This window comes from Brucella anthropi (assembly GCF_046630315.1).
GTDB lineage: Bacteria > Pseudomonadota > Alphaproteobacteria > Rhizobiales > Rhizobiaceae > Brucella > Brucella anthropi_A.
Window position 1 is genome coordinate 71,628 of record NZ_LQBD01000036.1, and the last position, 26,819, is coordinate 98,446.

Consider the following 26,819-nt stretch of genomic DNA (forward strand, 5'->3'; position numbering starts at 1 on the left):
GTTCAGATCGACCAGGAATCGCTGCCATAACTGCCGATGATACCACGTTCGGCAAGATATCTTTCCACTTCCGCGACGAGTTCGTCAACGCCGCGCCCCGTCGTCTTCAGGCGAAGCTCCGGTGCAAGGGGGGCTTCGTAAGGAGAATCAATGCCGGTGAAAGCCTTGATTTCGCCGCGCAGCACCTGCGCATAAAGCCCCTTCGGATCGCGGGCCATGCATTCCTCTATCGGTGTATCCACGAAAATCTCGACAAATTCGCCCTCCGGCAGGCGGGTGCGAACACGATCCCGCTCGGTCCGGAATGGCGAAATGAAGGAGACCAGGACAATCAGGCCCGCATCGGTCATCAATCCGGCCACCTCTCCGACACGGCGGATATTTTCGGCCCTATCCTCCTCGTTAAAGCCCAGATCACTGTTGAGGCCATGGCGGACATTGTCGCCATCCAGCAGATAGGTGTGCTTGCCGAGCGCGTGGAGCCGCTGTTCCAGCCGGTTGGCGATGGTGGATTTGCCGGAGCCGGACAGGCCCGTAAACCAGAGTACCGCCGGTTTCTGGAACTTCTGCGCCGCGCGCGTCTGCTTGTCGAGATCGAAGGATTGCAGATGCACATTCGTCGCCTGACGAAGCGCGCCATCAATCATTCCGGCGCCCACTGTCGCGTTGCTGAGCCGGTCGATCAACACGAAGGCGCCCGTGACGCGATTGTCGGCATAAGGATCGAATGCAATCGGATCCACGGTCTGGAGATGGCAAAGCCCGATCTCGTTGAGATCGAGGCGGGAGGCTTCCTGCCGGGTGAAGCTGTCGACATCGGTTCTGTATTGGATCGCATTGACCGTTACCGGCGTCTGATCCGTCTCGGTGCGCAGGATGTAGGATCGGCCGGGATGCAATGCCTCCTCGCCGAACCAGACAATATTGGCCGCGAAACGGTCGGCCACTTCGGGCCGGGCTTCCGTTCCCACCAGCATATTGCCGCGCGAAACCTCGATCTCGTCCTCCAGCACCAATGTGACGGCCTGTCCCTCGGATGCCCGCGGCAGATCCCCATCATAGGTGGCAATGCGTTTCACGCGGGAGGTCTTGCCGGATTTGGCAACCACCACGGCATCGCCGGCGCTGATCGAACCGGAGGCCACGGTGCCGGAAAAGCCGCGAAAATCGAGATTGGGCCGGTTCACATATTGCACTGGAAAACGAAAGGGCTTTGCCGCCGCCTCCGTGTCGATGCGCACGGTTTCCAGATGTTCGAGCAGATGCGGCCCCTGATACCAGTCCATGCGGGGCGATGGCAGCGTGACATTGTCGCCGAAGCGCGCCGAGAGCGGGATCGGCTGTACGCTGACAAAGCCAAGCTCTTTGGCGAAGCTCATATAGTCGGCAACGATACGCTCGAATGCGTCCTGCGAGAAATCGACCAGATCGATCTTGTTCACCGCCAAAACGATGTGGCGGATGCCTAGGGCCGAGGCAATGAAGGAATGGCGGCGGGTCTGGGTCAACACGCCCTGCCGCGCATCAACCAGCACGATGGCAAGATCGGCAGTCGAGGCGCCGGTTGCCATGTTGCGCGTATATTGCGCATGGCCCGGCGTGTCGGCGACGATGAATTTGCGGCGCGGCGTGGAAAAGAAGCGATAGGCGACATCGATCGTGATGCCCTGCTCCCGCTCGGCTTCCAGACCGTCAACCAGCAATGCGAAGTCGAAATCGTCGTCGGTCGTGCCGAACTTGCGGCTGTCGTTCTTCAACGATGCAAGCTGGTCCTCGAAAATCAGTTTTGTGTCATAGAGCAGACGCCCGATCAGCGTCGATTTGCCATCATCCACCGAACCGCAGGTGAGAAAGCGCAACAGGGTCTTGCGCTCCTGATCGGCCAGAAAATCGCTGACCGCAGCATTGGCCGCAACAGGCTTGAGTACCGCATTCATCAGAAATAGCCCTCGCGCTTCTTTTTCTCCATCGATCCGGCTTCGTCACGGTCGATGGCGCGGCCCTGCCGCTCGGATGTGCGGGCAATCAGCATTTCCTCGACAATGCCCGAAAGGTCTGCCGCGCCCGATTCAATGGCGCCCGTCAGCGGATAGCAGCCAAGCGTGCGGAACCGGACCAGGCGGTTTTCCACCTCTTCGCCCGGACGCAGTTTCATCCGCTCATCATCAATCATGATCAGCATGCCGTCGCGCTCGACCACCGGGCGATGCGCAGCAAAATAAAGCGGCACGATGGGGATATTCTCCTGGAGGATATATTGCCAGATATCGAGTTCGGTCCAGTTCGACAGCGGAAAGACGCGGATCGATTCTCCGGCGGAAACCCGCGTATTGTAGATTTTCCACATTTCCGGGCGCTGGTTCTTCGGGTCCCAGCCGTGCTGCGCATTGCGGAAGGAAAAAATGCGCTCCTTGGCGCGCGATTTCTCCTCGTCGCGACGGGCGCCGCCAAAGGCGGCATCGAACTTGTACTTGTCGAGCGCCTGCCGCAGGGCGACCGTCTTCATCACATGGGTGTGGACATTCGACCCATGGCTGAAAGGACCGATGCCGTCGCGCACGCCCTCTTCATTGATATGCACGAGGAGTTCAAAACCCTTCTCACGCGCCTGGGCATCGCGAAATGCGATCATCTCGCGAAATTTCCATGTCGTATCCACATGCAGAAAGGGAAAGGGCGGCGGTGCGGGATAAAATGCCTTCATCGCCAGATGCAGCATCACCGATGAATCCTTGCCGACCGAGTAAAGCATGACCGGGTTGGAAAAACTTGCCGCAACCTCGCGAAAAATATGGATCGCTTCCGCCTCAAGGCGTTGCAGATGCGTCAGGTTCCTGGTCAGGGATGTATGATGCACGACTGATTACTCCCGGCAACCGGATGAAAACTCGATACTGGCGGGAGGGATGGCCCTAGATCAGGAGATGGCCTTCATCCGGCGCAGATGCGGCAAAAGCCACGATGCGCGCATTGTCGTGAAATGATGCGGAAAAGGGAAAGAAACCTATCGCGTATTGCAAGCGGCTTGCGCGAAAAACTTACCGTATTTGCAAGCCGGGCCGGAACAAACTTGCGCAGGCCCAGAAAAGCGGGTTTCTGGACAAGTCACGGAAATCATATAATTTTTGTGATATTTAACGGCTTTTCGCTGCGGAGCTGCCCGTCATCGAGGCAGCTCCGCAGCCGATTATTATCTGCCGAGGCTCGCCTGAACATCGTTGAGCGCCGCTTCCAGCGCCGACACCATCGTATCGATCTGCTGATCGTTGATGATGAGCGGCGGACAGAAGGCAAGCGTGTCGCCCATCGCACGCGAAATCACCCCGCGCTCCTGAAGAACCGCATTTGCCCTTGCGCCGAGCGCGCCAGCTTGTTCAAGGCCCGTCTTGGCCTGCTTGTCGGTGACAAGCTCGACACCGGCAATGAGGCCGACGCCGCGCACTTCGCCGACCAGCGGGTGGTCCAGCAGTTCGCGCAGGCGCTTTTGCATGTGCGCGCCGCGCTCGCGCGCATTGGCGACCAGATCGCGTTCTTCAATGATGGCAAGGTTTTCCAGCGCCACCGCCGCCGCCACCGGATGGCCCGATGCCGTGAAGCCGGTGCCAAGCGTGCCGATCTTGTGGCTTTCCTCAGCAATCGGCGCATAGACGCGCTCATTGATGAGGAAGGCCGAAATCGGCAGATAAGAGGACGAAAGCTGCTTCGACATGACCAGAATGTCCGGTTTCATGTCGAAGGTCTGGCTGCCGAACAGATTGCCCGTGCGCCCGAAACCGCAAATCACTTCGTCGGCGACCAGCAGGATGTTGTAGCGCTTGAGAACGGCTTGCACCTTTTCCCAATAGGTTTTCGGCGGCACGACCACGCCGCCTGCCCCCATCACCGGCTCGCCGATGAAAGCGGCAATGGTGTGCGGACCTTCGGCAAGGATCAATTGCTCCAGCTCGTCCGCCAGCCGCGTTGCGAACTGTTCCTCGCTCTCGCCCGGCAGCCCATCGCGATAATGGTGCGGACAGCCCGTATGCAGGATGCGGTCGATCGGCAGGTCGAAGGAGCGGTGATTGTTGGGCAGGCCCGTCAGGCTGGCGGAGGCAATCGTCACGCCGTGATAGCCGCGCTTGCGCGAAATGATCTTCTTGCGCTCCGGTTCGCCCAGCGCATTGGAGCGATACCAGATCAGCTTGATGACCGTATCATTGGCCTCGGAGCCTGAATTGGTGAAGTAAGCCTTGCTCATCGGCACGGGCGCCATGGAGACAAGCTTTTCGGCCAGGTCGATGACCGGGCCGTGCGAGCGGTAGGAAAATGTGTGATAGAAAGGCAGCTTCTTCATCTGCCGTGCGGCGGCTTCCGCCAGACGCGGCTCCGAAAAGCCCACGCCGACACTCCAGAGGCCCGACATCGCCTCGATATAGCGCTTGCCCGTTACATCCTCGACGTAAATGCCGTCGCCGCGCTCGATGACAAGTGGGCCTTCCGCTTCGAGGCGGACAGCATCGGTGTAGGAATGGAGATGATAACGGATATCGCGGGCTTCAAGGGAGTTTGGCTGGGCAGTCATTCATTGATCCTCCGGGAAAGATAATGAATTTGTAGCCCGTTTCAGAAAAAGCGCAAACCGGAAAGCCGCTGGAAGATGCCCTTCGGATCAAACCGCCGAGGGACCTGGAAGAAAGTCAGAGAAGTCCGAAGGTGCGGGCCTTGGCGACCGCCTGGACCTTGTTGACCGCAACCAGCTTGGTCAGCACGTTGCTGATGTGGAAATTGACCGTGCGTGTCGAAATATTGAGGATCGTGCCGATGATTTCGGCGGTCTTTCCCTCACTCGTCCAGCGCAGGATTTCCCGCTCGCGCATTGTCAGGTTGACTTCGGAAACGCAGTTCATCGTCGGAATGTCGAGATGTTCATACATGGACAGATGCAGCAGATTGGCGGCAATCTGCATCTGCCGGCGCAACATTGAAATCTCGCCGGAAGACAGGGCCGGGCCGCTTCTCAGGAAAGACAGCATTCCGAACACGCCCTGAGCCGCCCAGCAGGGCTGGGAAATTCCCACCTTGAGATTGAAGTGCTGGGCATCCGCCCAGATTTGCGGCGCATCTGCAAAAAGCTTGGCCGACCACACCAGAGGCTCGATACTGTTCAATGCCTTGCGCACCAGCGGGTCCATATCGGCATATTTTCTGGCCGCATAGTGGTCTGTCCACGCCTGCGGCAATGACCCGAAACTAAGCCACCGGACCGTGCCGTTCAGCAAAGGAACGCGCATGACATAGGCCGTATGTGCAAATCCGCACTGTCGGGCATAGGTATCAATATATTCAAGAAGCTGTCCGGCATTGTCGGCAGATTGCATGGATTCATAAGTTTGTTCCCATTTCATTGCAGACTTCCCAACAAAAATACAACTATCAATGTTTATTGAAATTCGGCGCTTTTAAATAAAACGCCAACAAATCACTAACACATCCCTGTAAAATTTTCCATATACCTATCAGAAATACAGATATATCTACTTCCTTGACATTAAACTTAGCTAATTTATAAATAATTGCGCAAAGCAATCCGCCTTGCCGGCGGTCGAACCGCACATTCCAGACCACGGGAAAGCGGGGCGGCATCACCACCCCTGCCGGTCTGTAGTCGCAAGTCACTACAAACCAGTCAGACGTGTTAGGCAGCTGTCAGAAATACGGATATGAACGATAGGGTCAGTTAACGGCTATGGTCAGGCCGCGGCATCCTCCTGTGCGGCGCCCGGCGTGTAGTTGAGGATCGGCGTCAGCCAGCGCTCCACCTCCTCCACGGCCATGCCCTTGCGGTTCGCGTAATCCTCGACCTGATCGCGTTCGACCTTGGCCACACCGAAATAATAGCTTTCCGGATGGCCGATATAGAGACCCGAGACGGAGGAGCCGGGCCACATCGCATAGCTTTCCGTCAGTTCCACACCCGTATTGGCAGTCGCGTCCAGAAGACGGAACAATGTCGTCTTTTCGGTGTGGTCGGGCTGGGCCGGATAGCCGGGGGCCGGACGAATGCCCTTGTAGGGTTCAGCGATCAGTTCCTCCGGCGTAAAGGCCTCATCCGAGGCATAGGCCCAGAATTCCTTGCGGACACGCTCATGCATCAGTTCTGCGAAGGCTTCCGCAAAGCGATCGGCGAGCGCCTTCACGAGAATGGACGAATAATCGTCATTGGCGCGCTCGAAACGCTCGGCTATCGCCACTTCGCCGATACCCGCCGTCACGACAAAGCCGCCGACATAATCCTGCTTTCCGCTTTCGATCGGCGCCACGAAATCGGACATGGCCACATTCGGACGACCATCGCGCTTGCCCAATTGCTGGCGCAGCGTGAAGAAGGTGGCCAGTTCCTCATTCCGGCTTTCATCGGTGAAAAGACGGATATCGTCGCCCACCGCATTGGCCGGCCAGAAACCGACAACGGCTTTCGGCGCGAACCATTTTTCGTCGATGATCTTTTTCAGCATCGCCTGCGCATCGTCCCAAAGCTGCCGGGCAGCCTCGCCCTGCTTCTCGTCTTCAAGGATCGCGGGATAGCGGCCCTTCAACTCCCAGGTTTGGAAGAATGGCGTCCAGTCGATATAGCGCGCAATTTCGGCCAGATCGTAATCGTCAAAGACCTTCGTACCGGTGAATGTCGGCTTGACCGGAACGAAACCATCCCAATCGAGCTTATGCGCATTGGCGCGGGCGCGCGCGATCGGCAGGCGCTGCTTTTCGGCTTCGTTGCGCGCATGGGCGGCTGCCACCTTGGCATATTCGCCGCGCAGCCCGTCAATATAGTTCTGTTTGCCTTCCGGCGACAGCAGGCTGGAAACCACGCCGACGGCACGGCTGGCATCGATGACATAGACCGCCTGTCCGCGTTCATAGCGCGGGTGAATCTTCACCGCCGTATGGACACGGCTGGTCGTCGCGCCGCCGATCAGAAGCGGAATGTCAAAACCTTCGCGCTCCATTTCCGCCGCCACATGCGCCATTTCGTCGAGCGAAGGCGTAATCAGGCCGGAAAGGCCGATGATATCCACCTTTTCGTCGCGCGCCACCTGCAGGATTTTCTGCGACGGCACCATCACGCCAAGATCGATGATCTCGTAATTGTTGCAGGCCAGCACGACGCCAACGATATTCTTGCCGATATCGTGCACATCGCCCTTCACGGTCGCCATCAGCACCTTGCCGGCGCTCTGGCGTTCGCCGCCGCCAATGCCATTTTCCGCATTGCGGCGCTTTTCCTCTTCCATGTATGGCAGGAGAACCGCCACTGCCTGCTTCATCACGCGGGCGGATTTCACCACCTGCGGCAGGAACATCTTGCCCGCGCCGAACAGGTCGCCCACCACATTCATGCCGGCCATCAGCGGCCCTTCGATGACATGCAGCGGACGTTCGGCAGCCTGACGCGCCTCTTCCGTATCGGCTTCGATATATTCGGTAATGCCGTTGACCAGCGCATGTTCGAGGCGCTTTTCCACCGGCCATTCGCGCCAGGTCAAATCCTGCGCCTTGGCTTCCCTGGAACCGGAATCACGGAACCGTTCGGCGATTTCCAGCAGGCGCTCGGTCGCGTCGGAGCGGCGGTTCAGCACCACATCCTCACAAGCCTCGCGCAGTTCCGGATCGATGGCATCGTAAACGGCAAGCTGACCGGCATTGACGATGCCCATATCCATGCCCGCCTGAATGGCGTGGTAGAGGAACACGGCATGCATCGCCTCGCGCACCGACTCATTGCCGCGGAAGGAGAAGGACAGGTTCGACACGCCGCCCGACACATGGACATGCGGCAGGGTGGCAATGATCTGCCGGGTCGCCTCGATGAAGTCGACGCCGTAATTATTGTGCTCCTCGATACCTGTCGCCACCGCAAAGATGTTCGGATCGAAGATGATGTCTTCCGGCGGAAAACCGACCTGCTCGGTCAGAATCTTGTAGGCGCGGGTACAGATTTCGATCTTGCGCGCTTCGGTATCGGCCTGTCCGGTTTCATCGAACGCCATGACGACGACCGCCGCCCCATAGGCGCGGACCAGCTTTGCATGATGAATAAAGGCTTCCTCGCCTTCCTTCATGGAAATGGAATTGACCACAGCCTTGCCCTGAACGCATTTCAGGCCAGCCTCGATGACATCCCATTTGGAACTGTCGATCATGATCGGCACGCGGGCAATATCCGGCTCGGCTGCGATCAGGTTGAGAAACTCGACCATCGCCTTTTGCGAATCGATCAGGCCTTCATCCATGTTGATGTCGATGATCTGGGCGCCATTGGCGACCTGATCGCGCGCGACATCGAGCGCTGCCGCGAAATCACCAGCCTTGATCAGCTTGCGGAACCGGGCGGAGCCGGTCACGTTGGTGCGCTCGCCGACATTGACGAAGGGGATATCCTTTGTGAGCGTGAAGGGCTCAAGGCCCGACAGGCGCATCAGCGGCTCGACCCTGGCGGGCTTGCGCGGCGGATGTTTTGCGACAGCCTCGGCAATGGCGCGGATATGGTCCGGCGTCGAGCCGCAGCAGCCGCCGACGACATTGACCAGACCATCGCGCGCAAAACCTTCGATCTGGGCGGCCATGGCTTCCGGCGTTTCGTCATACTGGCCGAACTCGTTCGGCAGGCCGGCATTCGGATAGGCGCAGATGAAGGTGTCGGCAATGGTCGACAATTCATCGAGATGCGCGCGCATGGCGTTGGCCCCCAGCGCGCAGTTGAGACCGATGGTGAACGGCCTGGCGTGGCGCAGCGAATGCCAGAATGCCGTCGGCGTCTGGCCGGACAGGGTGCGGCCGGAAAGATCGGTGATCGTGCCGGAAATCATCACCGGGAGGCGAACGCCCTTTTCCCCGAACACTTCTTCCGCGGCGAAGACGGCAGCCTTGGCATTCAGCGTGTCGAAGATTGTTTCAATGAGGATGATATCGGAACCGCCATCGATCAGCCCCCGAATCTGTTCGGCATAGGCAATGCGCAGATCATCGAAGGTGACGGCGCGAAAGCCCGGATTGTTGACATCCGGCGACAGCGAGGCGGTGCGGTTTGTCGGCCCCAGAGCGCCCGCAACAAAACGGCGGCGGCCATCCTTCTGCTCGGCGCGCAAGGCGGCGCGGCGGGCAAGGCGCGCGCCATCGCGGTTCAGCTCATAGACCTGGTCTTCCATGCCGTAATCGGCCTGGGCGATTGTCGTGGACGAAAAAGTGTTGGTTTCGAGAATATCCGCGCCCGCAATGGCATAGGCATAGTGGATTTCCTCGATGGATTTGGGCTGGGTCAGCGTCAGAAGGTCGTTATTGCCCTGAAGCTGGCAATCGCAGGCGCTGAAACGGTCGCCGCGAAAATGCTCCTCATGGAAACCAAGCCCCTGAATCTGCGTTCCCATCGCACCGTCAAGGATCAGGATGCGCTCGCGCGCCGCCCTGTTGAGAGCTGCCAGAACTTCGGAGCCGTCAGGCTGCGCTGCCGTTGCACCAAAAAGACCGTCGAGGGAAGAGGCCATAAAACACCGCCAAATTCATTCTGTTCTCAGGCAGGGGGTGCCCGGGCACCCCTCCATTGCCTGTCATGCGCACATCGCGAAAGCCGTTTAATGACATAAACATATCTTTATGTCAATTCGGCGTAACTGTTTCCCATTCCGCATCCGGGCATCACCCGTCTGTTGCCGCCACAAAGAAATTGTGACCGCAAAACGCCGCCCCTCCGCCACATTGTCCCGCCAAAAATAGCGGCAGGGACGATCCATGTTGTTTATTTTTGCGCGCATCTCATCTGGATAAGCGTTGCACGCTTTTCGGGATGCGCGGTGAGGAGAGACCGATGAAAAGGTTTGCTTATTCCCTGTTTGCCGCATGTCTGTCACTCGGCATGGGACTATCCGCTGCTGCCGGAACCGCCAATGCGGCACAGCCATCCGTGATGCTGACGCCGTCCGCACAGACGTCGGCGCCGAACGTGCAGAGCGTGCAATATTATGATTATCGCGGCCACCGCCGCCATTGGCGTCATGACCGGTATTGGCGGCATCATCGCCCCTACTACCGGCCTTATTATCGCCATCACCGCCGCTGGGGCCCGCCGCCCCGCGCCTATCGCGGCGGCAATCCGCATGTGCGCTGGTGCTATAATCGTTACCGGTCCTACCGGGCCTACGACAATACGTTCCAGCCCAATTACGGGCCGCGGCGCCAGTGCTACTCGCCCTATCTGTGAAACGAAAAGCCCCGGCACTGTCCGGGGCTTTCTCGTCCATAAAACGGCTCAAAAATCAGGTGACGTAAGCACCGATCGATGCCGCGACCAGACCGATCGCAACAGCAATCATCACGCCGTAAACGCGCGGCTTGTCAAACAGGACCGCAAAGGCCGCGAACCAGCTGACAACCGCAGCGCCAAGCGCGAATAAAAAGCCCGGCTTGTCGCCGTGATACAGGTTCGCCGCCATCAGGCCGCCAATAATCAGCGCGCCAAAAACGATCATCAACCCTGTGGCATATCGCTCGTAATCGTCCATTTAAATTCCTCGGTTCCGGACAGCAGTGACAGCCCCCGCAACTTTCATCAATCCTTTTGGCCATTTAAGGGCATTGGCCGGTTGCCATCACACAATCACTATTCGTGTCGTTCTTCAACCATTTCACAATCCCAATTTCCGCAATTGTTACGACTTTTCACGGGAACGTTGCCATCCCTGCCCGATAAGCGGCGTTTGTCGCGGCAAAAACCATGCTAATATTATTTTCATGGAATCGTCAGGCATCCTCATTTTCGAAACGGATATCGGACCGTGCGGCATTGCCTGGCGCGGCACGAAGATCGTCGGCGTCGAAATCGGGGATGCTGACGAGAAAGAGACCCGTTATCGGCTCCGTGAACGGTTTCCCGGCGCGGAAGATATTGACGTGCCGGCTTTCGTCAACCGCGCAGCCCAGGGTGTGCGTGCGCTTCTGGCCGGGGCGGATGCCGATTTTTCGGACACACCGCTGGCGCTCGATTCGGTGCCGGACCTCAACCGGCAGGTCTATGAAATCATCCTTGAACTGAAACCGGGCGAGACGACGACCTATGGCGCGATTGCACGGCGGATCGGCGATATAAGCCTGTCGCAGGCAGTCGGTTATGCGCTGGGCAAAAACCCGTTTCCGATCATTGTGCCGTGCCATCGGGTGCTTGGCGCCAATGGCAAGGTCGGCGGTTTTTCGGCGGCTGGCGGAACGGCAACCAAGCTCAAGCTTCTCAATATCGAACGGGCGAGGACGTCCAGCGAGCCTGATCTTTTCGGCGGCCTGCCACTTCAGGAAAGACCGCAGGCCGACTGGTAATCAAGTCTTGTCCGTCACCACATCGGCGGAAAAGCGCAATTCGCGCATGGGGCGCACGAGTTGGGTCGTCGCATTGTAGGTTGGATGCTTCTTGAAAGCGAAAAGCGCTTCCTCATCCCTGAACTCGGCATAAACGACGAGATCAATACGGTCGCACATCGGATCGACCTTGGAATTGGGCAGCACTTCGAAAAGATCGGCATGGGGAATGGTGCCAAGTTGTTCCAGCCCTTTCCTGACCGTCTCGATATCCTGGCCTTGCCTGACGCTGAAGAAAACTATGTGCCGGATCACGCCGCTACTCCCTGATATTTGTGAGGCGTATCTAGCGCATCAAGCCGCGCAGAAAAATGGCAAATAATTGTCGATCTTCCGCGCGTCCAATTTCGTTCCTGAGCTGGCGAAAATGGTGGCTTTCGAGAACCGGAGCGGAATGTACTTCCAGCATAGTCCCGAAAAGTTGCAGACTTTTCGGATAAGACTATGCGTTAAAGAAAGATACATGAGCCGCGGCAAGCGCAGAAAGACGACATTTGCAGACGCTCAGGGGCGAAATTCAGCCCGCCTTGACGCGACGCCACGCAAACCCACCTACTTCCGGTACGGAACCGCGCCCCGGCTGATAATAGCCGGGCGTATCGACGAGACGGTTTTCATGAAGGCGGGCCTGCGCAACCTTGTTCGTCACCTGCAATGTGTCGAAACCGGTGCGCAGCATCAAGGCGGCCTGATCGATCAGCACGTCGCCAACCGCGCGCAACTCACCCATAAATCCTTCACGGCGCAAAATCTCGGCCTTGGAATAGGAGCGCCCGTCGCCGAAGGCCGGGAACTGCAAGGCGATTAGCGGCAGGTTTTCAAGATCAGCCAGCAGCGGTTCGATGGCTTCACCCGGCGCGACAGAAACGCCGATCCGGCGGTTGGAGGCGCGGCGGCGCTCCTCATCCAGGCCGAGCCAGACGGAGAGCGGAATAATGATCGCAGGCGCATCGCCCGCCGTTTCAAGATCGTCGGCGAAGACATAATCGTCTTCGCGAAAGCCATCGGCAGACCAGAGTTTGGTTTCGTGGATATCGCTCATTTGCGGTCATCTGCTCCAAGATTTTTCAGGCTGTCGGCAAGGCCAGTCAGATGGATGCCGCATTCCGTCTTTTCCGATCCGGCCCAGCGGCCTGCCCGCTGATCCTCGCCGTCGCTCACGGGCCGCGTGCAGGGCATGCAGCCGATGGACCGGTAGCCTTGCGCGGTGAGCGGATGCGGCGGCAGATCATGCTTTTCGGCATAGGCCTTCAAGTCCGCCGCCTGCCAGCGCGCCAGCGGATTGATGCGGATGCGCGGGCCGACCGATTCGAACGTTGGCAGGCTTTCGCGTGTCGATGCCTGAAACTGCTTGCGGCCGGTCATCCAGGCCCGATAGGGCGCGACGGCACGCGCCATCGGCTCGACCTTGCGGATGAAGCAGCAGCGGTCCTTGTCGGTCATGGACAGAGCGCCGAACGGGTCTTCGCTTTTGAGGCTTGCCTCGACGGGCGAAATGTCCTGCACACTCGTCAATCCCAGCCGGTCCACCAGATCGTGACGATAATCGAGCGTCGCCCGAAAATGCTTGCCCGTATCGAGGAAAAGAACCGGGGTCGCCGGATCGATTTGCGAAATCATGTGCAGAAGCACCGCCGATTCCGCCCCGAAGGAAGACACGACCGCAATCCGGCCCTCGTAGAGTTGGCGCGTGGCGAGCGCAATCACCTCCTGCGGGGAAGACGCGCCGTGGCTTGCCTCCAGAAGGCGGGCTTCGGCGGCAGCGCTTTGTTCAGCATCAGGCCGCACGGCTTATTTCTCCATAAAGCGCGCGTTTGAACGGCTCCATGCCGACGCGCCGATAGGCGGCGAGGAAGGTTTCCCCAGGGCTTTCACGCAAGGTGAGATAGGTGTCGACAATGGTTTCGATGGCATCCACCACATCTTCCGACGAGAAGCCGCGCCCGGTGATTTCACCAATGGCCGACTGCTCATCCGCCGAACCGCCAAGCGTGATCTGGTAGAGTTCCTCGCCCTTTTTCTCGACGCCCAGAATACCGATATGGCCGACATGGTGATGGCCGCAGGCATTGATGCAGCCGGAAATCTTGATCTTGAGATCGCCGATTTCGATCTGGCGCCGCTGGTCGCCAAAACGTTCGGAAATGCGCTGCGCCACCGGGATGGAGCGTGCATTGGCAAGCGCGCAATAATCGAGGCCGGGGCAGGCGATGATGTCGGTGATGAGACCGGCATTGGGCGTCACCAGACCGTCCAGTTGCAGGAGATCGTAAACGGCTGCGAGATCGGCCTTGGCCACATGCGGCAGAACCAGATTCTGCTCGTGGCTGACGCGGATTTCATCGAAGGAATAGGTTTCGGCAATTGCGGCCACCCGTTCCATCTGCTCCGCGCTTGCATCGCCCGGAATGCCGCCAATGGGTTTGAGCGAAATGGTGACGACGGCATAATCCGGGTGCTTGTGCGGCGTGACATTGCGCGCCACCCAGCTTGCAAATGCCGCGTCGGCCTTCTGCGTCACCGCCAGCACTTCCCAGCCCTCCGGCCGTTGCGGCAGGTCGGGCATGCGGAAATAGCTTTCAATGGCATCGATATCGCGCTGCGGCAGCTTCAGCTCACTGTCACGGATTTCTTCCCACTCGGCATCGATCTCGCGGGTCAGTTCCTCGACGCCGGTTTCATGGACGAGAATCTTGATGCGGGCCTTGTATTTGTTGTCGCGACGGCCATGCAGATTATAGACGCGCACGATCGCCGTCACATAGGTCAGCATGTCCTCGATGGGCAGGAAATCGCGAATCTTCTTCGCCACCATGGGCGTGCGGCCCTGACCGCCGCCAATATAGACGGCCAGTCCCAGATCGCCTGCCTCGTTCTTCCTCAACTGCAAGCCGATATCATGCACCTGGATCGCGGCGCGGTCATGCTCCGAACCGACGATGGCGATCTTGAACTTGCGCGGCAGATAGGAAAACTCCGGATGCAGCGACGACCATTGCCGCAGGATTTCCGCGAACGGGCGCGGATCGGCCACCTCGTCGCTGGCTGCGCCCGCGAAATGATCGGCGGTCACGTTGCGAATGCAATTGCCGGAGGTCTGGATGGCATGCATCTCGACCTCCGCCAGTTCTTCCAGAATACGCGGCACGTCCTTCAAGGCAGGCCAGTTGTACTGGATGTTCTGGCGCGTGGTGAAATGACCGAAGCCGCGATCATAAACGCGGGCAATGTGGCCAAGCTTGCGCAGCTGGCGGCTCGACAGCGTGCCATAGGGAATTGCCACGCGCAGCATATAGGCGTGCAATTGCAGATAAAGGCCGTTCATCAGGCGCAGCGGCTTGAACTGGTCTTCCGTCAGTTCGCCCGACAGCCGGCGCTCGACCTGATCCTTGAACTGGGCAACACGGGCCGCAACAAAATCGCGGTCGAATTCATCATAACGGTACATGGTTCAATCCAAATTCAGGAGGCGCGCTTCAATTCAGGCTTTTCGAGCGGCAGATCGCCGAAGGTCACGATGGTCGGGCCGGAAAGGCGGATGCGTTCGCGCAGGCGGATGGGGTAAAGCCCCTCGGCGCGCTCCTCGACATCGATCACATTCACATCCACGACCAGATTGGCTTTTGCGGCCACCTTGCCCGCATCTTCAAGAGCCTCGACGGCCTCGGCATGGCGGGCAACCAGCGCGCCGTCGATTGTTTCCTGCCAGGAGCCATCGGCGCTGAGCCACACAGCCTGCCCGTCGATCAGCCGGTTTGCGGTGAGAACTTTTACAACCATTTCCAAACTCCAAACTTTTGTTACCCGCATCCACGGGTTCAGGCTGCGACGGAAACCGGCCTGAGGGCCAATGCTTCGGCTTTATCGATTGCGGCACCGGCGACCGCATCGCCAATGATCACCATGACCGGACCGGAAAGCTCCTTGCGGTTTTCCAGTTCCGGCAGATCCTTCAATGTCCCATGGAACAGGCGCTTGTCCCGCCGGCTGGCATTTTCCACCACCGCCACGGCGGTATCTTCATGCAGGCCCGCGCCAATCAGCCGCGCGGCAACCGATGCGGCGACCGTCGAGCCCATATAGACGGCGATGGTCGCACCGGAGACGGCAAGCTTTGCCCAGCCCGGCAGCACATCGCCCGTCATGTCATGGCCGGTGGTGAACACCAGCGACGACGCGACACCGCGCAGCGTCAGCGGCAGCTCCATATCGGCTGCGGCGGCAAAGGCCGACGTGATGCCCGGCACGATTTCGAAACCGATACCGGCGGCACGCAGCGCCGCCATTTCCTCGCCCGCGCGCCCGAACACCAGCGGATCGCCGGATTTCAGCCGCACGACGCGCTTGCCCTGCTGCCCGAGCGAAACCAGCAGACGGTTGATCTCTTCCTGGCTTTTGGAATGGCAGCCCTTGCGCTTGCCGACGGCAAGGCGCTCGGCATCGCGGCGGCCCATGGCGATCACGCCTTCCGGCACCAGCGCATCATGCACGATGACATCGGCCTCCATCAGTGCGCGGTGCGCGCGCAAGGTCAGAAGGTCTTCCGCGCCCGGACCGGCACCGACCAGCCAGACATAACCGGCGGCATTGTTGCGTTGTTCAATCAGCGCGTTCGCGGCTTTGTCGGCTTCCGCGTGGTTGCCATTTTCGATTGCCCTGGCAACGCGGCCCGAAAAGAACCCGCGCCAGAAGCTCCTGCGCGCCAGCCCCCTGGGCAGGGCACGCTCGACCCGCGGGCGCCAGCTTTCGGCAAAATGCGCAAGCTCGCCAAGGCGCGGCGAGAAGGCGGCGTCGATACGCGCGCGCACCATCTGCGCCAGAACCGGGGCGCTTCCCTCCGAGCCGATGGCAATCGTCAGTGGCGCGCGGTTGACGATGGCTGGCGTCAGGAAATCGCAGAGCGCCGGGCGGTCAACGACATTGACCGGGATCTTCTCAGCCTTCACCATGGCAGCAACAGCGCGATCCTGCGCCTCATCGCCGGTCGCCACGAAAACGAGCCTTGCGCCCGCGACATGCTCCTGCGCGAAAGGTGCTGCAATATGCTCCGCGCCGTGGCTTGCGATGAAATCGGCCAGATGATGCTCCGTTTCCTCGGCAATGATGCGAAGGCGCGCGGATGTCTGTGCCACAAGGCGCGCCTTGTTGAGTGCTTCCTCGCCACCGCCGACGACGACAACCACCTCTTCCGACACCCGGAAGAAGGCAGGAAAATCAGCCAGCAGACGCTTCTGCGAAAAAGACATGAGCACCATCCTTTTAAGATGGCGCCATTATCCTTTGAGCGGCGCAATTTTATAAGAAACGCGCTTGCGCGCGAAAATCGCGCCGCGCATCACTTTTTCTCCAAAACACGATTTGCAGGATTTTCATTCCCCGCAACCGCGCCAATATACCCCACAATTTTTATAGGATTTACATGGGCTTACAAGTTGTTGCCGCTTGTGAAGAATGCCGGGACATGTTTCGGCCACCGGCGCGGCAGCACGGCAATCAGGTCGAAACGCAGCGACAGGCGGGCATGGTCGGGCTGGCGTTGCAGCCAGAGATCGGCTGCGGCTTCGATGCGCCGCATGGCATCCGGCGTGACGGCGCAATGCGCCGCTTCCAGGCTGCTGCGCGCCTTGACCTCGACGATGAGCACCAGATTGCCGCGCCGCGCAATCAGATCGATTTCGCCGAGCCGTGTGCGATAGCGCCGCGCAACGATGCGAAATCCTTTCAGAAGAAGCGCCAGAGCGGCCATGCGTTCGGCGCTGTGTCCGCGAAAGAAAGCCGTTCGCTTTTTCTCGCGGAAATCGGTCATCGCTGATCCGATTTCAGTTGCATGAGGCGCTGATAGAAAACCGATTTCTGACCGCCGGTCATGCGCGCCGCCTCGCCTGCGGCCTTGGATGGCGGCAATTCGGCGGCAAGCGACAGAAGCAGCCTGTCGATATCCTCCTCGCTTTGCGGAATGGTGTTGCCCGTCGGCGGCCCGACCAGCAGAACGACTTCACCGCGAATGCGATCCTCGCCGTCGAATTCCGCTGCAAGCTCGCCGAGCGGCGCGGTGCGGATGGTCTCATAGGCCTTGGTCAGTTCGCGGCAAAGCGCGCCCGGACGATCCGGCCCGAATACTTGCGCCATTTCGGCAAGCGTTGCTGCAGTCCGGTTTGGCGATTCATAGAACACCAGCGTCGCATCGATGCCCTTGAGGCTTTCAAGCTTCGCCTGTTTTTGTCCGTGTTTCGACGGCAGGAAGCCGCAGAACATGAAGGCATCGGTCGGCAGGCCCGAAGCGGCAAGGGCTGCCAGAACGGCGGAAGCGCCGGGAATGGGAACAACGCGAATACCCGCCTCGCGCGCTTCGCCCACCAGACGAAAGCCCGGATCGGAGACGAGCGGCGTGCCCGCATCCGACACCAGCGCAACGCTTTTGCCCGCCGTCAGCGCCGCGATCAGCTTTTCTCCGGCCTCGGCGGCATTGTGCTCGTGATAGCTGACGGGGCGGCGCGCTATGCCATAACGGTCGAGCAGAACACGGGTCACGCGTGTATCTTCACAGGCCAGAATATCGACGGAAGCCAGCGTTTCGATCCCGCGCAGCGTCATGTCGCCAAGATTGCCGATTGGCGTGGAGACGATGTAAAGTGCAGGCTCCAGTGGACGAGCGCGCATGGTCGTGCCGCCCACCACATATTCCCGCCGTGCGTCGCCCGTATCATCAGTCATTGCTTATCCTTTATGCCGCGAGATCAGCGACCAGCGCATCCAGCACCAGCGCACCGTCCGGCGTTGCGCGAATGATGCTGCCGCCCATCGGCTCGATCATGCCTTCGGCAATCAGTTTCGCCAGTCGCTTCTCGTCTATCGCATGGCCGGAAAGCCGTTCATAGCGGGCAAGATCGATACCTTCGCGCAGGCGCAGGCCCATCATCAGGAACTCGTCGCCCTCCTGCCCGCCATCGAGATATTCCTCCTCGATAATGCCGTGGCCGCTGCGTTCGACCTTGTCCAGCCAGGTTTCCGGGTGTTTTTCGGTCATGGTCACCGTGCGCACATCGTTTTCCACGAAACGCCCATGCGCACCGGGGCCGATGCCCACATATTGTCCATAGCGCCAATAGACCAGATTATGCTGCGACTCGCGCCCCGGCACGGCATGATTGGAAATCTCATAGGCGGGAAGACCATGTTCCGCCGTCACCCTTTGCGTTTCCTCATAAAGCGCTGCGGCGTGATCCGGCTCCGGCGTGGTCAGCTTGCCCGCCTTCCAGAGATTATAGAATTGCGTGCCTTCCTCGATCGTCAGCTGGTAGAGCGACAGATGATCGGCGGCAAGCCCGATGGCCTCTTTCAGTTCCTCCCGCCAGGCCTCGATTGTCTGGCCCGGCCGCGCATAGATCAGGTCGAAGGACAGGCGCGGGAAAATCTCGCGCGCCAGGCGGATGGCGGCCTTTGCCTCTTCCACCGAATGCATGCGCCCGAGACGGCGCAGATCGGGATCGTTCAGTGCCTGAATGCCGAGCGATACGCGATTGACGCCCGCCGCGCGATAGCCGCGAAAACGGTCGGCTTCCACGCTTGTCGGATTGGCTTCCAGCGTCACTTCGATGTCAGGCGCAACAGACCAATGCGAGGCAATGCCATCGAGAAGCGCGCCAACCGTTTCCGGCTGCATCAGCGACGGTGTGCCGCCGCCCAGAAAAATGCTGGTCACGGTGCGCGGCCCGGTGCGCTCCCGCAGCGTTTCCATCTCGCGGAGAAAGGCTTGCGTAAAGCGCGCCTGATCCACCGGCTTGTGACGTACATGGCTGTTGAAGTCGCAATAGGGGCATTTGGCCAGGCAGAACGGCCAGTGCACATAAACGCCAAACGCGGTTTCCCCATTGGCACGCGTGATGGGGTACGTGCCGGTGGCATTTTTCGCCTGCAAAGGGGGAAACAGCCTGTTCATTTCGCGGGCGCCGATACCACGTTGAGCGCCTTTTCGGCAAAAAGCTTGAAAGCGCGGGCGCGGTGCGACAGGGCCGAAGCATCCCCCGGCTTCCAGCCATGTTTCTCATCGGCGGTCATTTCGCCAAAGGTTTTCTCATGGCCGTCCGGCAGGAAGATCGGGTCAAAACCGAAGCCGGTCGTGCCGCGCGGTGGCCAAACAATCGCGCCTTCAACTTCACCGCGGAAATATTCCGCCTCGCCATCCGGCCAGGCAAGGCAGATGACCGATACAAACCGTGCCTTGCGTTGCTGCGGTTCAACGGCGCCCTTTTCCCGCAGCAGGTTCTCGACCTTCTGCATCGCCATGTCGAAATCGCGCGAGCCGTCCGCGGTTTCGGCCCAGTTTGCCGTATAGACGCCGGGATCGCCGTCGAGCGCATCGACCATCATGCCGGAATCATCGGACAAGGCGGGCAATCCGGTTGCCTCGGCAGCCGCGAGCGCCTTGATATAGGCGTTTTGCTCAAATGTCGTGCCCGTTTCATCGGGCTCGGGAAGACCGAGAGCGGCAACCGAGCTGACCTCGAAACCGAACGGGCCGATCAGACCGTCAAATTCCTTGAGCTTGCCTGCATTGTGCGAGGCAACGATCAGCTTGCCCTTTTCCAGTTTTCTCATTTTCAGTTCCCAGTCCGGTCAATTCCAAAAGCGTTTTGAGAAGGGGTTTTAGCCCCATAGGCGCGGCTCGGCAATCTCCAGCGAATTACCGGATGGATCACGGAAATAAATCGAATGCGCGCCATTGGGCCAATCGAACTCGGCCTCAATGGCGACGCCATGTCGTTCCAGATGTTTCCGCCAGCCCTCCATCTCCTCCCGGCTTGCGGCAAAACAGACATGGCCGGGACCGTGCGTGCCATGGGGCGGCACGGGCAAATGTCCGGGCAGCGGAGGCTTCAATGTCTCTTCCGCCTTGAAGAGAAGCAATATGCCATCGCCGCAACGGAAAAATGCATTGCGTTCACTGACTTTCCCGACCGGCTCCAGCCCCATCGTGCCGCGATAGAACGCTATCGCCTCGGCAACATCGCGCACATAGAGCGCGGTTTCAAGAATGCGTGCAGCGCGCATGGATCAGGTCTCCTCATTGAGATGGAGCAGGCTCTGTCCTATCAGAACCTGTTCCAAAAGTCGTCCTGTGCGGCTGCAAACAGCTTTTTTGATTCAGGCTCTCAGGCTCAGGCCACCGCCATCTTCTGCAACGACACAAGACGATCGATGCCGCCGCGTGCAAGCTTCATCAGGCTGGCGAATTCTTCTTCCGAGAAGGGAGCGCCTTCTGCCGTTCCCTGAATCTCGACAATTCCGCCCTTGCCGGTCATCACGAAATTGCTGTCGGTCTCGGCGACCGAATCTTCGGCATAATCCAGATCGAGCACCGGCTCGCCCTCATAAATACCGCAGGAAATCGCGGCGATGTGGTCTTTCAGAACCTTCTCGACGCGCACCATCTGGCGCGCTTCCATCCAGCGCAGGCATTCATGCAGCGCCACCCAGCCGCCGGTGATGGCCGCCGTGCGCGTGCCGCCATCGGCCTGGATGACATCGCAGTCCACCGTGATCTGCACTTCGCCGAGCGCCTGCATGTCCACGACCGCGCGCAAGGAGCGGCCGATCAGGCGCTGGATTTCCTGCGTGCGCCCGCCCTGCTTGCCTGCGGCGGCTTCGCGGCGCATGCGGTCGCCGGTCGAACGCGGCAGCATGCCATATTCCGCCGTCACCCAGCCCTTGCCGGTGTTGCGCATCCAGCCCGGAACCTTTTCCTCAAGGCTTGCGGTACAAAGCACATGCGTATCGCCAAACTTGACGAGGCAGGAGCCTTCGGCATGTTTGGAGATGCCGCGTTCAAAGGAAACGGCACGCATTTCGTCAGCCGCACGCTTGGATGGACGCATAAAGAATTCCTCGATTCATTGTTTCCGTGCGGCTTTTTAGGGTTTCCGCACATAAATAGAAAGGCTGAAAAACCGACAGAGATGTTGAGAGGCCTGTCACTATAGCCTAAAGGCTTTGACGCTTTGGCTTGCCACCTTATATTTGACCTATGCTATTTCTAGGGTTCGCGACCATAATATGATGAAACCGCCGGAACACCAGCTTCTAAGTTCGCTCGACCAGCGTTCACGCGATATTTTCCGGCTGATCGTGGAAAGCTATCTGAATGATGGCGATCCGCTCGGCTCGCGCAACCTGTCGCGGCTTCTGCCGCATACGCTTTCGCCTGCGACCATCCGCAATGTGATGAGCGATCTTGAGCATCTGGGCCTCATCTATGCACCGCATATCTCGGCCGGACGCCTGCCGACGCAAATCGGCCTGCGCTTCTTTGTCGATGCGTTTCTGGAAGTGGGCGACCTGCCGCCGGAGGAGCGCTCCTCTATTGAGGCCCAGGTCCGCTCCGCCGGAACGAACAATTCGGTCGAAAGCGTGCTGACCGAGGCAAGCCAGGTTCTTTCAGGTCTTTCGCGCGGGGCGGGCCTCGTGCTTGCCACCAAGGCGGAAGGGGCGCTGAAACATATCGAATTCGTTCGTCTCGAACCGACACGCGCGCTTGCCGTGCTGGTCATGCAGAATGGCGATGTGGAAAACCGGGTCGTCAATCTGCCGGTCGGCATCAGCGCGTCGCAGCTTGTCGAGGCGTCGAATTTTCTCAATGCGCATATTCACGGCCATACGCTTTCCGAAGCCAAGGCCGAACTGAAGAAGCTGACGGAAGAAACCCGGCAGGAACTCGACCAGCTGTCGCAGGAACTGGTTGCGCAGGGGCTGGCGGTGTGGAGCGGGGCCGGAACGGACCAGCCCGCCCGGCTGATCGTGCGCGGGCGCGCCAATCTTCTGGAAAACATCCACGCGCAGGAGGACATAGAGCGCCTGCGCCATCTCTTTGATGACCTTGAGACCAAGGACGGTATGGTCCAGCTTCTCGATCTGGCCGAAGCAGGCTCGGGAGTGCGCATCTTCATCGGCTCGGAGAACAAGCTTTTCTCCCTTTCCGGCTCATCGCTCGTGGTCGCCCCCTATCGCGACAGCGAGCAACGGGTTATTGGTGCGCTGGGAGTCATCGGGCCGACGCGGCTCAATTATGCGCGGATCGTACCGATGGTGGATTATACCGCCCAGATCGTATCCCGGCTCCTGCGGTAACTGTGAGACTTGCCGGGACAAACCAAGTCCCTGAAAATAGACCTTGATTTTACTGGCATGAAACTCGATATCCGCCCCAGAAGACATTCAAGACGGAAGTAGCATCATGGCTGACGAAAAGAACAAATCCCAGAATCCCGATCTTGAGCAGCGCGACATCAACAATCCCCGGGATCGTGAGGCGCTGAACCGGGCTGCCGACGACTTTCTGAAGGCGCGCAAGGCAGAGGCGCGCGCGGAAGCCGCCGAAGACGAGGCCGAAGCGGCGGTGGATGAAACCGCAAACAGGATCGCCATGCTCGAAGCCGACAATGGCGAGTTGAAGGACCAGCTGCTGCGTGCGGCGGCCGAGATGGAAAACCTGCGCAAACGCACCCAGCGCGACGTGCAGGATGCGCGCACCTATGCCGTGACCAATTTTGCCCGCGACATGCTGTCGGTTTCCGACAATCTGCGCCGTGCGCTCGAAGCTATTCCCGCCGATGCCTTGGCGACGGATGCAAGCCTGAAATCGCTTGCAGACGGCGTGGAAATGACCGAACGCGCCATGCTGCAAGCGCTGGAGCGTCATGGCGTCAAGAAACTGGAGCCGGAAGGCCAGAAGTTCGACCCGAATTTCCACCAGGCCATGTTCGAAGTGCCGAACCCGGATTTGCCGAACAACACCGTCGTGCAGGTCGTGCAGGATGGTTATGCCATTGGCGACCGCGTTCTGCGCCCCGCCATGGTCGGGGTTTCAAAGGGCGGTCCGAAGGCAAATGCCGACAATGGCGGGGCAACGTCCGAGAGCAACGCCTGATTTCAGCCATAAGCAATGAAGCTGAGCGGCGGCTTTGTCTGCCGCTCTTTTCGTATCTGCGGCCCGCTTTGCAATGCGGTCAATATTGCTATTGCTGCAAACTGGTGAAAAATTGTCACTGGATGTATGAAGGAGGCCGGCAGCGTGACGATCCCCGAGTTTTTGAACTTCGCAGGCGTTTTCGTTTTCGCTGCGACCGGCGCCCTTGCCGCGTCGCGTCGCCAGCTCGACATTATCGGCTTTCTTTTCCTCGCCAATATCACCGGTATCGGCGGCGGAACTTTTCGCGATCTCGTGCTGGGCGCCCCGGTTTTCTGGGTTGTGGAACCATCTTATCTGCTGGCAGGCACGCTGGCTGCCATCTTCGTCTATTTCACGGCGCATCTGGTTGAATCGCGCTACCGGGTCCTGCTCTGGCTCGATGCCATCGGCATGGCCGCCTATACGGTATTGGGTGCGGCCAAGGGGCTGGCGCTCGGCTTTGGGCCTTCCGTCGCCATCGTCACCGGCATTTCCACGGCGACGCTCGGCGGCATATTGCGTGACATGGTGGCGGGCGAGCCTTCCGTCCTGATGCGCCGCGAAATCTATGTCACGGCTTCGCTTGCCGGTGCGTGTCTTTATGTCCTGCTTGCCTGGTTGCAGGTCGAGCCGGCCCTATGCGCCATTGCCGCCGCCTTGACCGCGTTTGTCATTCGCGGCGGCGCGCTTTATTTCGGCTGGACACTGCCAGTTTATAAAAGCCGCCCCGGACGCACGGAAGAAGAGCTTCAGCGCGACCGGATCATCAGGCCGGAATGACTTTATGCAAGCCCGGCCTGGCTTGCGGCAGCCTGCAGGCTGATCTGCGGGCGCGGCCCCATCTGCTGGATGATGAGCCCTGCCGCCAATGAGCCCAGACGGGCGCAATCCTCAAGCGAACGCTCCTTCGTATAGCCGTAAAGGAAACCGGCCGCGTAGAGATCGCCCGCCCCGGTCGTGTCGACCAGCGCATCGATTTCAATGGCCGGGACAGTCAGGGTCTGGTTTGGCGTGACGACGATGGCGCCTTTTTCCGAGCGGGTGACGATCGACAGCGCACAATCCATGCGCATGGAGGCAATCGCCGTTTCCAGCGATTTCGTCTTGTAGAGCGACTTGGCCTCTTCCTCATTGGCAAAGACGATATCGACCGTGCGCGAGCGCATGAGTTGCAGAAACTCCTCGCGATATCGGTCCACGCAGAATGGATCGGACAGCGTCATCGCCATCTTGCGGTTTTTCTCATGCGCGATCTTCGATGCCATGACGATGGCTTCCTTGGCGCGCGGCGGATCCCAGAGATAGCCTTCGAAATAAGTCACTTTCGCATCGGCGACCTTGGAGGTTTCGACGTCTTCCGGCCCCAGTTCCACGCAGGCGCCGAGATAGGTGTTCATCGAGCGCTCCCCGTCCGGGGTGACAAAAATCATGGAGCGGGCGGTGGGAGAGCCTTTTTCCAGCGGGCGCGTATCGAAGGCAACGCCCTGCGCGCGGATATCATGCGCGAAAACACGCCCCAGATGGTCGGTCGCCACCTTGCCGAAATAGGCTGAACGCCCACCGAGGCTCGCGACGCCCGCAGCCGTGTTTCCGGCACTGCCGCCCGACATTTCCGTCGCCGGACCGGCGATCCGGCGGTAGAGCAGCTCCGCACGCTCCGCATCGATCAGGTTCATCGCACCCTTGACGATGCCGTTCGTTTCCAGAAATGCGTCATCGGTGCGCGAAAGAATGTCGACAATGGCATTGCCAATGCAAAGAACGTCGAATGTGGCCATGAGTGCGAGAAGCTCCCCTTTTGATTCGTCTCCTGTCCGCCAGGCGCAGATCGTTATCGAAAAGCCGCTATGCGCCTTTCCACGACATGCTTCGAGCCGGATATGCGGCAGTCATGTGCGTGCCGGTTTAGCCGTTTGCATCCCCTTTGGCTACCCTGCAAGCCTCCCGCATTGTGGGTAGTGCGGCTTGCGCCAGGCCGCAGGCATACCTATGTCCATCCTCGTCCACAGTCGCAATTGGGGCGAAAATGATCTTGGATGCTGCCTTGAAGGCCCTGAAACGCCTGACCACGCCGGAATTGCGCGCGGTTTTCTGGAAGACGCTCGGCCTGACGCTTCTGCTGCTGGTCGGCCTTTGGGCCGCGGTCCGTCAAATCTTTTTTACTTTCGCCTGGCCATGGATGGAGCAGATCCTGCCCGGCATGCCGGAATGGGCAGGCTGGCTCGGCATCGTCGCCGCCATTGTCGCGGGCCTTGGCCTGGCGCTTGTGCTGGCATTGATGATCGCGCCCGTTACCGCACTTGTGGCCGGCCTGTTTCTCGATGACGTGGCCGATGTGGTCGAGCGGGAGGATTATCCGGCCGATCCCCCCGGCACACCCTTGCCGACCGGCCGCTCCATCGTCGTTTCGCTGAAGTTCCTCGGCACCGTCATCCTTGGCAACATCATTGCCTTGTTCATGCTGTTCATACCCGGCGTCAACCTGATCGCATTCTTCGTCATCAACGCCTATCTGCTCGGACGGGAATTCTTCGAGTTTGCAGCCATGCGCTACCGATCCGAAGCAGAGGCCAGGGCGCTCCGGTCACATTATGGCCTGACGGTCTTTCTGGCCGGGCTGCTGATTGCAGGTTTCATGGCGATCCCCATCGTCAATCTTCTGACCCCGCTTTTTGCCGCCACGATGATGGTCCATCTGCACAAGGCCATCGCGCGGCGGGAGGCCGCACTCACACCTGCGGCGGCAAGGGGATAAGCGGCGCGGGGATATCGCAGGTCTTCGCCGGATATTTGCAGATATCGGCAATCACGCATTTCTCGCAGTCCGGCTTGCGCGCCTTGCACACATAGCGCCCATGCAGGATCAGCCAGTGATGGGCATGAAGCATGTATTCCGCGGGAATGACCCGCACCAGAACGGCTTCGACTGCCTCCGGCGTTTTGCCGGGCGCAAGGCCGATCCGGTTGCCGATGCGCAGGATATGCGTATCCACCGCCATCGTCGGCTGGCCGAAAGCCATGTTCAGCACCACATTCGCCGTCTTGCGGCCAACGCCCGGCAGCTTCACCAGTTCGTCCCGGTCGCCCGGCACGTCTCCGCCATGATCGCGGATCAAGGCTTCCGACAGGAGAATGACGTTCTTCGCCTTGTTGCGCCAAAGACCGATGGTGCGAATATAGTCGCCGACCTTCTCCTCGCCGAGAGCCAGCATTTTCCGCGGCGTATCGGCGGCGGCAAAGAGCCCACGGGTCGCCTTGTTGACCCCGGCATCGGTGGCCTGTGCCGACAAAACGACGGCGACAAGAAGCGTAAACGCATTCACATGTTCGAGCTCGCCCTTCGGCTCCGGCCGCTGGATCGAAAAACGGCGAAATATCTCATGAATTTCATCCGCCGTATAAAGCGTGCCGCGCACACGACGCGGGCGCGGTGCGGCGGGAGAAGCACTCACGGGCGATTTGATTTTGGCCTTTTCCATTTCGCCTCTATAAT

General features: G+C 59.6%; 26 protein-coding genes. 6 read left to right on the top strand and 20 right to left on the bottom strand.

Annotation, left to right across the window (positions count from 1 at the left end; genetic code table 11):
* Nucleotides 1-2: 2 nt before the first annotated feature.
* The 5 genes from cysN to metH form a co-directional block, all read right to left on the bottom strand.
* On the bottom strand, nt 3-1,937 hold the full coding sequence (cysN, locus tag AVM02_RS16210; RefSeq protein WP_411507951.1) for a sulfate adenylyltransferase subunit CysN: 1,935 nt from the start codon (nt 1,935-1,937) through the stop codon (nt 3-5).
* Nucleotides 1,937-2,857 carry a sulfate adenylyltransferase subunit CysD gene (gene cysD, locus AVM02_RS16215; RefSeq protein WP_411507952.1) on the bottom strand — a complete coding sequence of 307 codons (921 nt, stop codon included), beginning with the start codon at nt 2,855-2,857 and terminating at the stop codon, nt 1,937-1,939. The genes cysN and cysD overlap by 1 nt, the downstream gene beginning before the upstream one ends.
* A gap of 333 nt (nt 2,858-3,190) precedes the next feature.
* Entirely contained in the window at nt 3,191-4,561 is a 1,371-nt protein-coding gene (locus AVM02_RS16220; protein WP_411507953.1) for an aspartate aminotransferase family protein, read from the bottom strand.
* A gap of 115 nt (nt 4,562-4,676) precedes the next feature.
* The gene (locus tag AVM02_RS16225; protein WP_411507954.1) at nt 4,677-5,384 is read right to left on the bottom strand and encodes a LuxR family transcriptional regulator; all 708 of its coding nucleotides are present in this window, start codon (nt 5,382-5,384) and stop codon (nt 4,677-4,679) included.
* A gap of 345 nt (nt 5,385-5,729) precedes the next feature.
* Nucleotides 5,730-9,521, bottom strand: a complete 3,792-nt coding sequence (gene metH / locus AVM02_RS16230) for a methionine synthase (protein WP_411507955.1) — start codon at nt 9,519-9,521, stop codon at nt 5,730-5,732.
* 320 nt (nt 9,522-9,841) lie between these two features.
* Here metH and AVM02_RS16235 point away from each other — a divergent pair, with 320 nt between their 5' ends.
* A complete protein-coding gene (locus AVM02_RS16235; RefSeq protein ID WP_411507956.1) occupies nt 9,842-10,234 on the top strand; it encodes a BA14K family protein in 393 nt (130 codons plus the stop codon).
* A gap of 55 nt (nt 10,235-10,289) precedes the next feature.
* On the opposite strand, the gene AVM02_RS16240 is transcribed toward AVM02_RS16235, so the two are convergent.
* Nucleotides 10,290-10,535 (bottom strand): hypothetical protein, encoded by a 246-nt coding sequence (locus AVM02_RS16240; RefSeq protein ID WP_010658028.1) that lies wholly within the window; start codon nt 10,533-10,535, stop codon nt 10,290-10,292.
* A gap of 229 nt (nt 10,536-10,764) precedes the next feature.
* Here AVM02_RS16240 and AVM02_RS16245 point away from each other — a divergent pair, with 229 nt between their 5' ends.
* Nucleotides 10,765-11,343 carry a methylated-DNA--[protein]-cysteine S-methyltransferase gene (locus AVM02_RS16245; protein WP_411507957.1) on the top strand — a complete coding sequence of 193 codons (579 nt, stop codon included), beginning with the start codon at nt 10,765-10,767 and terminating at the stop codon, nt 11,341-11,343.
* Here AVM02_RS16245 and AVM02_RS16250 read toward each other — a convergent pair whose 3' ends face one another.
* The 12 genes from AVM02_RS16250 to rph form a co-directional block, all read right to left on the bottom strand.
* A complete protein-coding gene (locus AVM02_RS16250; protein WP_411507958.1) occupies nt 11,344-11,637 on the bottom strand; it encodes a Dabb family protein in 294 nt (97 codons plus the stop codon).
* Nucleotides 11,638-11,899: 262 nt separating this feature from the next.
* Nucleotides 11,900-12,424, bottom strand: coding sequence for a DUF934 domain-containing protein (locus AVM02_RS16255; RefSeq protein WP_411507959.1), 525 nt, complete (start codon nt 12,422-12,424; stop codon nt 11,900-11,902).
* Nucleotides 12,421-13,170: a phosphoadenylyl-sulfate reductase gene (locus tag AVM02_RS16260; protein WP_411507960.1), complete on the bottom strand. Its 750-nt coding sequence runs from the start codon at nt 13,168-13,170 to the stop codon at nt 12,421-12,423. Before AVM02_RS16260 ends, AVM02_RS16255 begins: the two co-directional genes overlap by 4 nt.
* On the bottom strand, nt 13,160-14,830 hold the full coding sequence (locus AVM02_RS16265) for a nitrite/sulfite reductase (RefSeq protein WP_411507961.1): 1,671 nt from the start codon (nt 14,828-14,830) through the stop codon (nt 13,160-13,162). Before AVM02_RS16265 ends, AVM02_RS16260 begins: the two co-directional genes overlap by 11 nt.
* Nucleotides 14,831-14,844: 14 nt before the next feature.
* Nucleotides 14,845-15,162: a DUF2849 domain-containing protein gene (locus AVM02_RS16270; protein ID WP_411507962.1), complete on the bottom strand. Its 318-nt coding sequence runs from the start codon at nt 15,160-15,162 to the stop codon at nt 14,845-14,847.
* Nucleotides 15,163-15,200: 38 nt separating this feature from the next.
* On the bottom strand, nt 15,201-16,637 hold the full coding sequence (cysG, locus tag AVM02_RS16275; RefSeq protein ID WP_411507963.1) for a siroheme synthase CysG: 1,437 nt from the start codon (nt 16,635-16,637) through the stop codon (nt 15,201-15,203).
* 170 nt (nt 16,638-16,807) lie between these two features.
* Complete coding sequence (locus AVM02_RS16280) at nt 16,808-17,188, bottom strand: YraN family protein (protein WP_411507964.1); 381 nt, start codon at nt 17,186-17,188, stop codon at nt 16,808-16,810.
* Entirely contained in the window at nt 17,185-18,096 is a 912-nt protein-coding gene (rsmI, locus tag AVM02_RS16285; protein WP_411507965.1) for a 16S rRNA (cytidine(1402)-2'-O)-methyltransferase, read from the bottom strand. Before rsmI ends, AVM02_RS16280 begins: the two co-directional genes overlap by 4 nt.
* Nucleotides 18,097-18,106: 10 nt before the next feature.
* Complete coding sequence (gene hemW, locus AVM02_RS16290) at nt 18,107-19,321, bottom strand: radical SAM family heme chaperone HemW (protein ID WP_411507966.1); 1,215 nt, start codon at nt 19,319-19,321, stop codon at nt 18,107-18,109.
* Nucleotides 19,318-19,980, bottom strand: coding sequence for an RdgB/HAM1 family non-canonical purine NTP pyrophosphatase (gene rdgB, locus AVM02_RS16295; RefSeq protein WP_411507967.1), 663 nt, complete (start codon nt 19,978-19,980; stop codon nt 19,318-19,320). The genes hemW and rdgB overlap by 4 nt, the downstream gene beginning before the upstream one ends.
* 48 nt (nt 19,981-20,028) lie before the next feature.
* Entirely contained in the window at nt 20,029-20,433 is a 405-nt protein-coding gene (locus AVM02_RS16300) for a VOC family protein (RefSeq protein ID WP_411507968.1), read from the bottom strand.
* Between the two features lie 107 nt (nt 20,434-20,540).
* Nucleotides 20,541-21,257, bottom strand: a complete 717-nt coding sequence (rph, locus tag AVM02_RS16305; protein WP_006465898.1) for a ribonuclease PH — start codon at nt 21,255-21,257, stop codon at nt 20,541-20,543.
* 178 nt (nt 21,258-21,435) lie between these two features.
* Here rph and hrcA point away from each other — a divergent pair, with 178 nt between their 5' ends.
* The 3 genes from hrcA (at nt 21,436) to AVM02_RS16320 (ending at nt 24,106) form a co-directional block, all read left to right on the top strand.
* Entirely contained in the window at nt 21,436-22,506 is a 1,071-nt protein-coding gene (gene hrcA / locus AVM02_RS16310; protein ID WP_411507969.1) for a heat-inducible transcriptional repressor HrcA, read from the top strand.
* Nucleotides 22,507-22,612: 106 nt separating this feature from the next.
* Nucleotides 22,613-23,305: a nucleotide exchange factor GrpE gene (gene grpE / locus AVM02_RS16315; RefSeq protein ID WP_411507970.1), complete on the top strand. Its 693-nt coding sequence runs from the start codon at nt 22,613-22,615 to the stop codon at nt 23,303-23,305.
* A gap of 144 nt (nt 23,306-23,449) precedes the next feature.
* Nucleotides 23,450-24,106, top strand: a complete 657-nt coding sequence (locus AVM02_RS16320; protein WP_411507971.1) for a trimeric intracellular cation channel family protein — start codon at nt 23,450-23,452, stop codon at nt 24,104-24,106.
* Between the two features lie 2 nt (nt 24,107-24,108).
* On the opposite strand, the gene AVM02_RS16325 is transcribed toward AVM02_RS16320, so the two are convergent.
* On the bottom strand, nt 24,109-25,104 hold the full coding sequence (locus tag AVM02_RS16325) for an adenosine kinase (RefSeq protein WP_411507972.1): 996 nt from the start codon (nt 25,102-25,104) through the stop codon (nt 24,109-24,111).
* A gap of 248 nt (nt 25,105-25,352) precedes the next feature.
* Between AVM02_RS16325 and AVM02_RS16330 the strand changes: the two genes are divergently transcribed.
* Nucleotides 25,353-26,081 (top strand): sulfate transporter family protein, encoded by a 729-nt coding sequence (locus AVM02_RS16330; RefSeq protein ID WP_411507973.1) that lies wholly within the window; start codon nt 25,353-25,355, stop codon nt 26,079-26,081.
* Here the strand turns inward: AVM02_RS16330 and nth are convergent.
* Entirely contained in the window at nt 26,056-26,805 is a 750-nt protein-coding gene (gene nth / locus AVM02_RS16335; RefSeq protein WP_411507974.1) for an endonuclease III, read from the bottom strand. The genes AVM02_RS16330 and nth overlap by 26 nt on opposite strands.
* Between the last annotated feature and the right edge of the window lie 14 nt (nt 26,806-26,819).

Bases quoted from the DNA above. Each gene is read 5' to 3' on its own strand.
- cysN (WP_411507951.1), bottom strand. From the start codon at position 1,937: ATGAATGCGGTACTCAAGCCTGTTGCGGCCAATGCTGCGGTCAGCGAT.
- AVM02_RS16220 (WP_411507953.1), bottom strand. From the start codon at position 4,561: ATGACTGCCCAGCCAAACTCCCTTGAAGCCCGCGATATCCGTTATCAT.
- AVM02_RS16225 (WP_411507954.1), bottom strand. From the start codon at position 5,384: ATGAAATGGGAACAAACTTATGAATCCATGCAATCTGCCGACAATGCC.
- metH (WP_411507955.1), bottom strand. From the start codon at position 9,521: ATGGCCTCTTCCCTCGACGGTCTTTTTGGTGCAACGGCAGCGCAGCCT.
- AVM02_RS16235 (WP_411507956.1), top strand. From the start codon at position 9,842: ATGAAAAGGTTTGCTTATTCCCTGTTTGCCGCATGTCTGTCACTCGGC.
- AVM02_RS16240 (WP_010658028.1), bottom strand. From the start codon at position 10,535: ATGGACGATTACGAGCGATATGCCACAGGGTTGATGATCGTTTTTGGC.
- AVM02_RS16245 (WP_411507957.1), top strand. From the start codon at position 10,765: ATGGAATCGTCAGGCATCCTCATTTTCGAAACGGATATCGGACCGTGC.
- AVM02_RS16255 (WP_411507959.1), bottom strand. From the start codon at position 12,424: ATGAGCGATATCCACGAAACCAAACTCTGGTCTGCCGATGGCTTTCGC.
- AVM02_RS16265 (WP_411507961.1), bottom strand. From the start codon at position 14,830: ATGTACCGTTATGATGAATTCGACCGCGATTTTGTTGCGGCCCGTGTT.
- AVM02_RS16270 (WP_411507962.1), bottom strand. From the start codon at position 15,162: ATGGTTGTAAAAGTTCTCACCGCAAACCGGCTGATCGACGGGCAGGCT.
- cysG (WP_411507963.1), bottom strand. From the start codon at position 16,637: ATGGTGCTCATGTCTTTTTCGCAGAAGCGTCTGCTGGCTGATTTTCCT.
- AVM02_RS16280 (WP_411507964.1), bottom strand. From the start codon at position 17,188: ATGACCGATTTCCGCGAGAAAAAGCGAACGGCTTTCTTTCGCGGACAC.
- rsmI (WP_411507965.1), bottom strand. From the start codon at position 18,096: ATGACTGATGATACGGGCGACGCACGGCGGGAATATGTGGTGGGCGGC.
- hemW (WP_411507966.1), bottom strand. From the start codon at position 19,321: ATGAACAGGCTGTTTCCCCCTTTGCAGGCGAAAAATGCCACCGGCACG.
- rdgB (WP_411507967.1), bottom strand. From the start codon at position 19,980: ATGAGAAAACTGGAAAAGGGCAAGCTGATCGTTGCCTCGCACAATGCA.
- AVM02_RS16300 (WP_411507968.1), bottom strand. From the start codon at position 20,433: ATGCGCGCTGCACGCATTCTTGAAACCGCGCTCTATGTGCGCGATGTT.
- rph (WP_006465898.1), bottom strand. From the start codon at position 21,257: ATGCGTCCATCCAAGCGTGCGGCTGACGAAATGCGTGCCGTTTCCTTT.
- hrcA (WP_411507969.1), top strand. From the start codon at position 21,436: ATGATGAAACCGCCGGAACACCAGCTTCTAAGTTCGCTCGACCAGCGT.
- grpE (WP_411507970.1), top strand. From the start codon at position 22,613: ATGGCTGACGAAAAGAACAAATCCCAGAATCCCGATCTTGAGCAGCGC.
- AVM02_RS16325 (WP_411507972.1), bottom strand. From the start codon at position 25,104: ATGGCCACATTCGACGTTCTTTGCATTGGCAATGCCATTGTCGACATT.
- AVM02_RS16330 (WP_411507973.1), top strand. From the start codon at position 25,353: ATGATCTTGGATGCTGCCTTGAAGGCCCTGAAACGCCTGACCACGCCG.
- nth (WP_411507974.1), bottom strand. From the start codon at position 26,805: ATGGAAAAGGCCAAAATCAAATCGCCCGTGAGTGCTTCTCCCGCCGCA.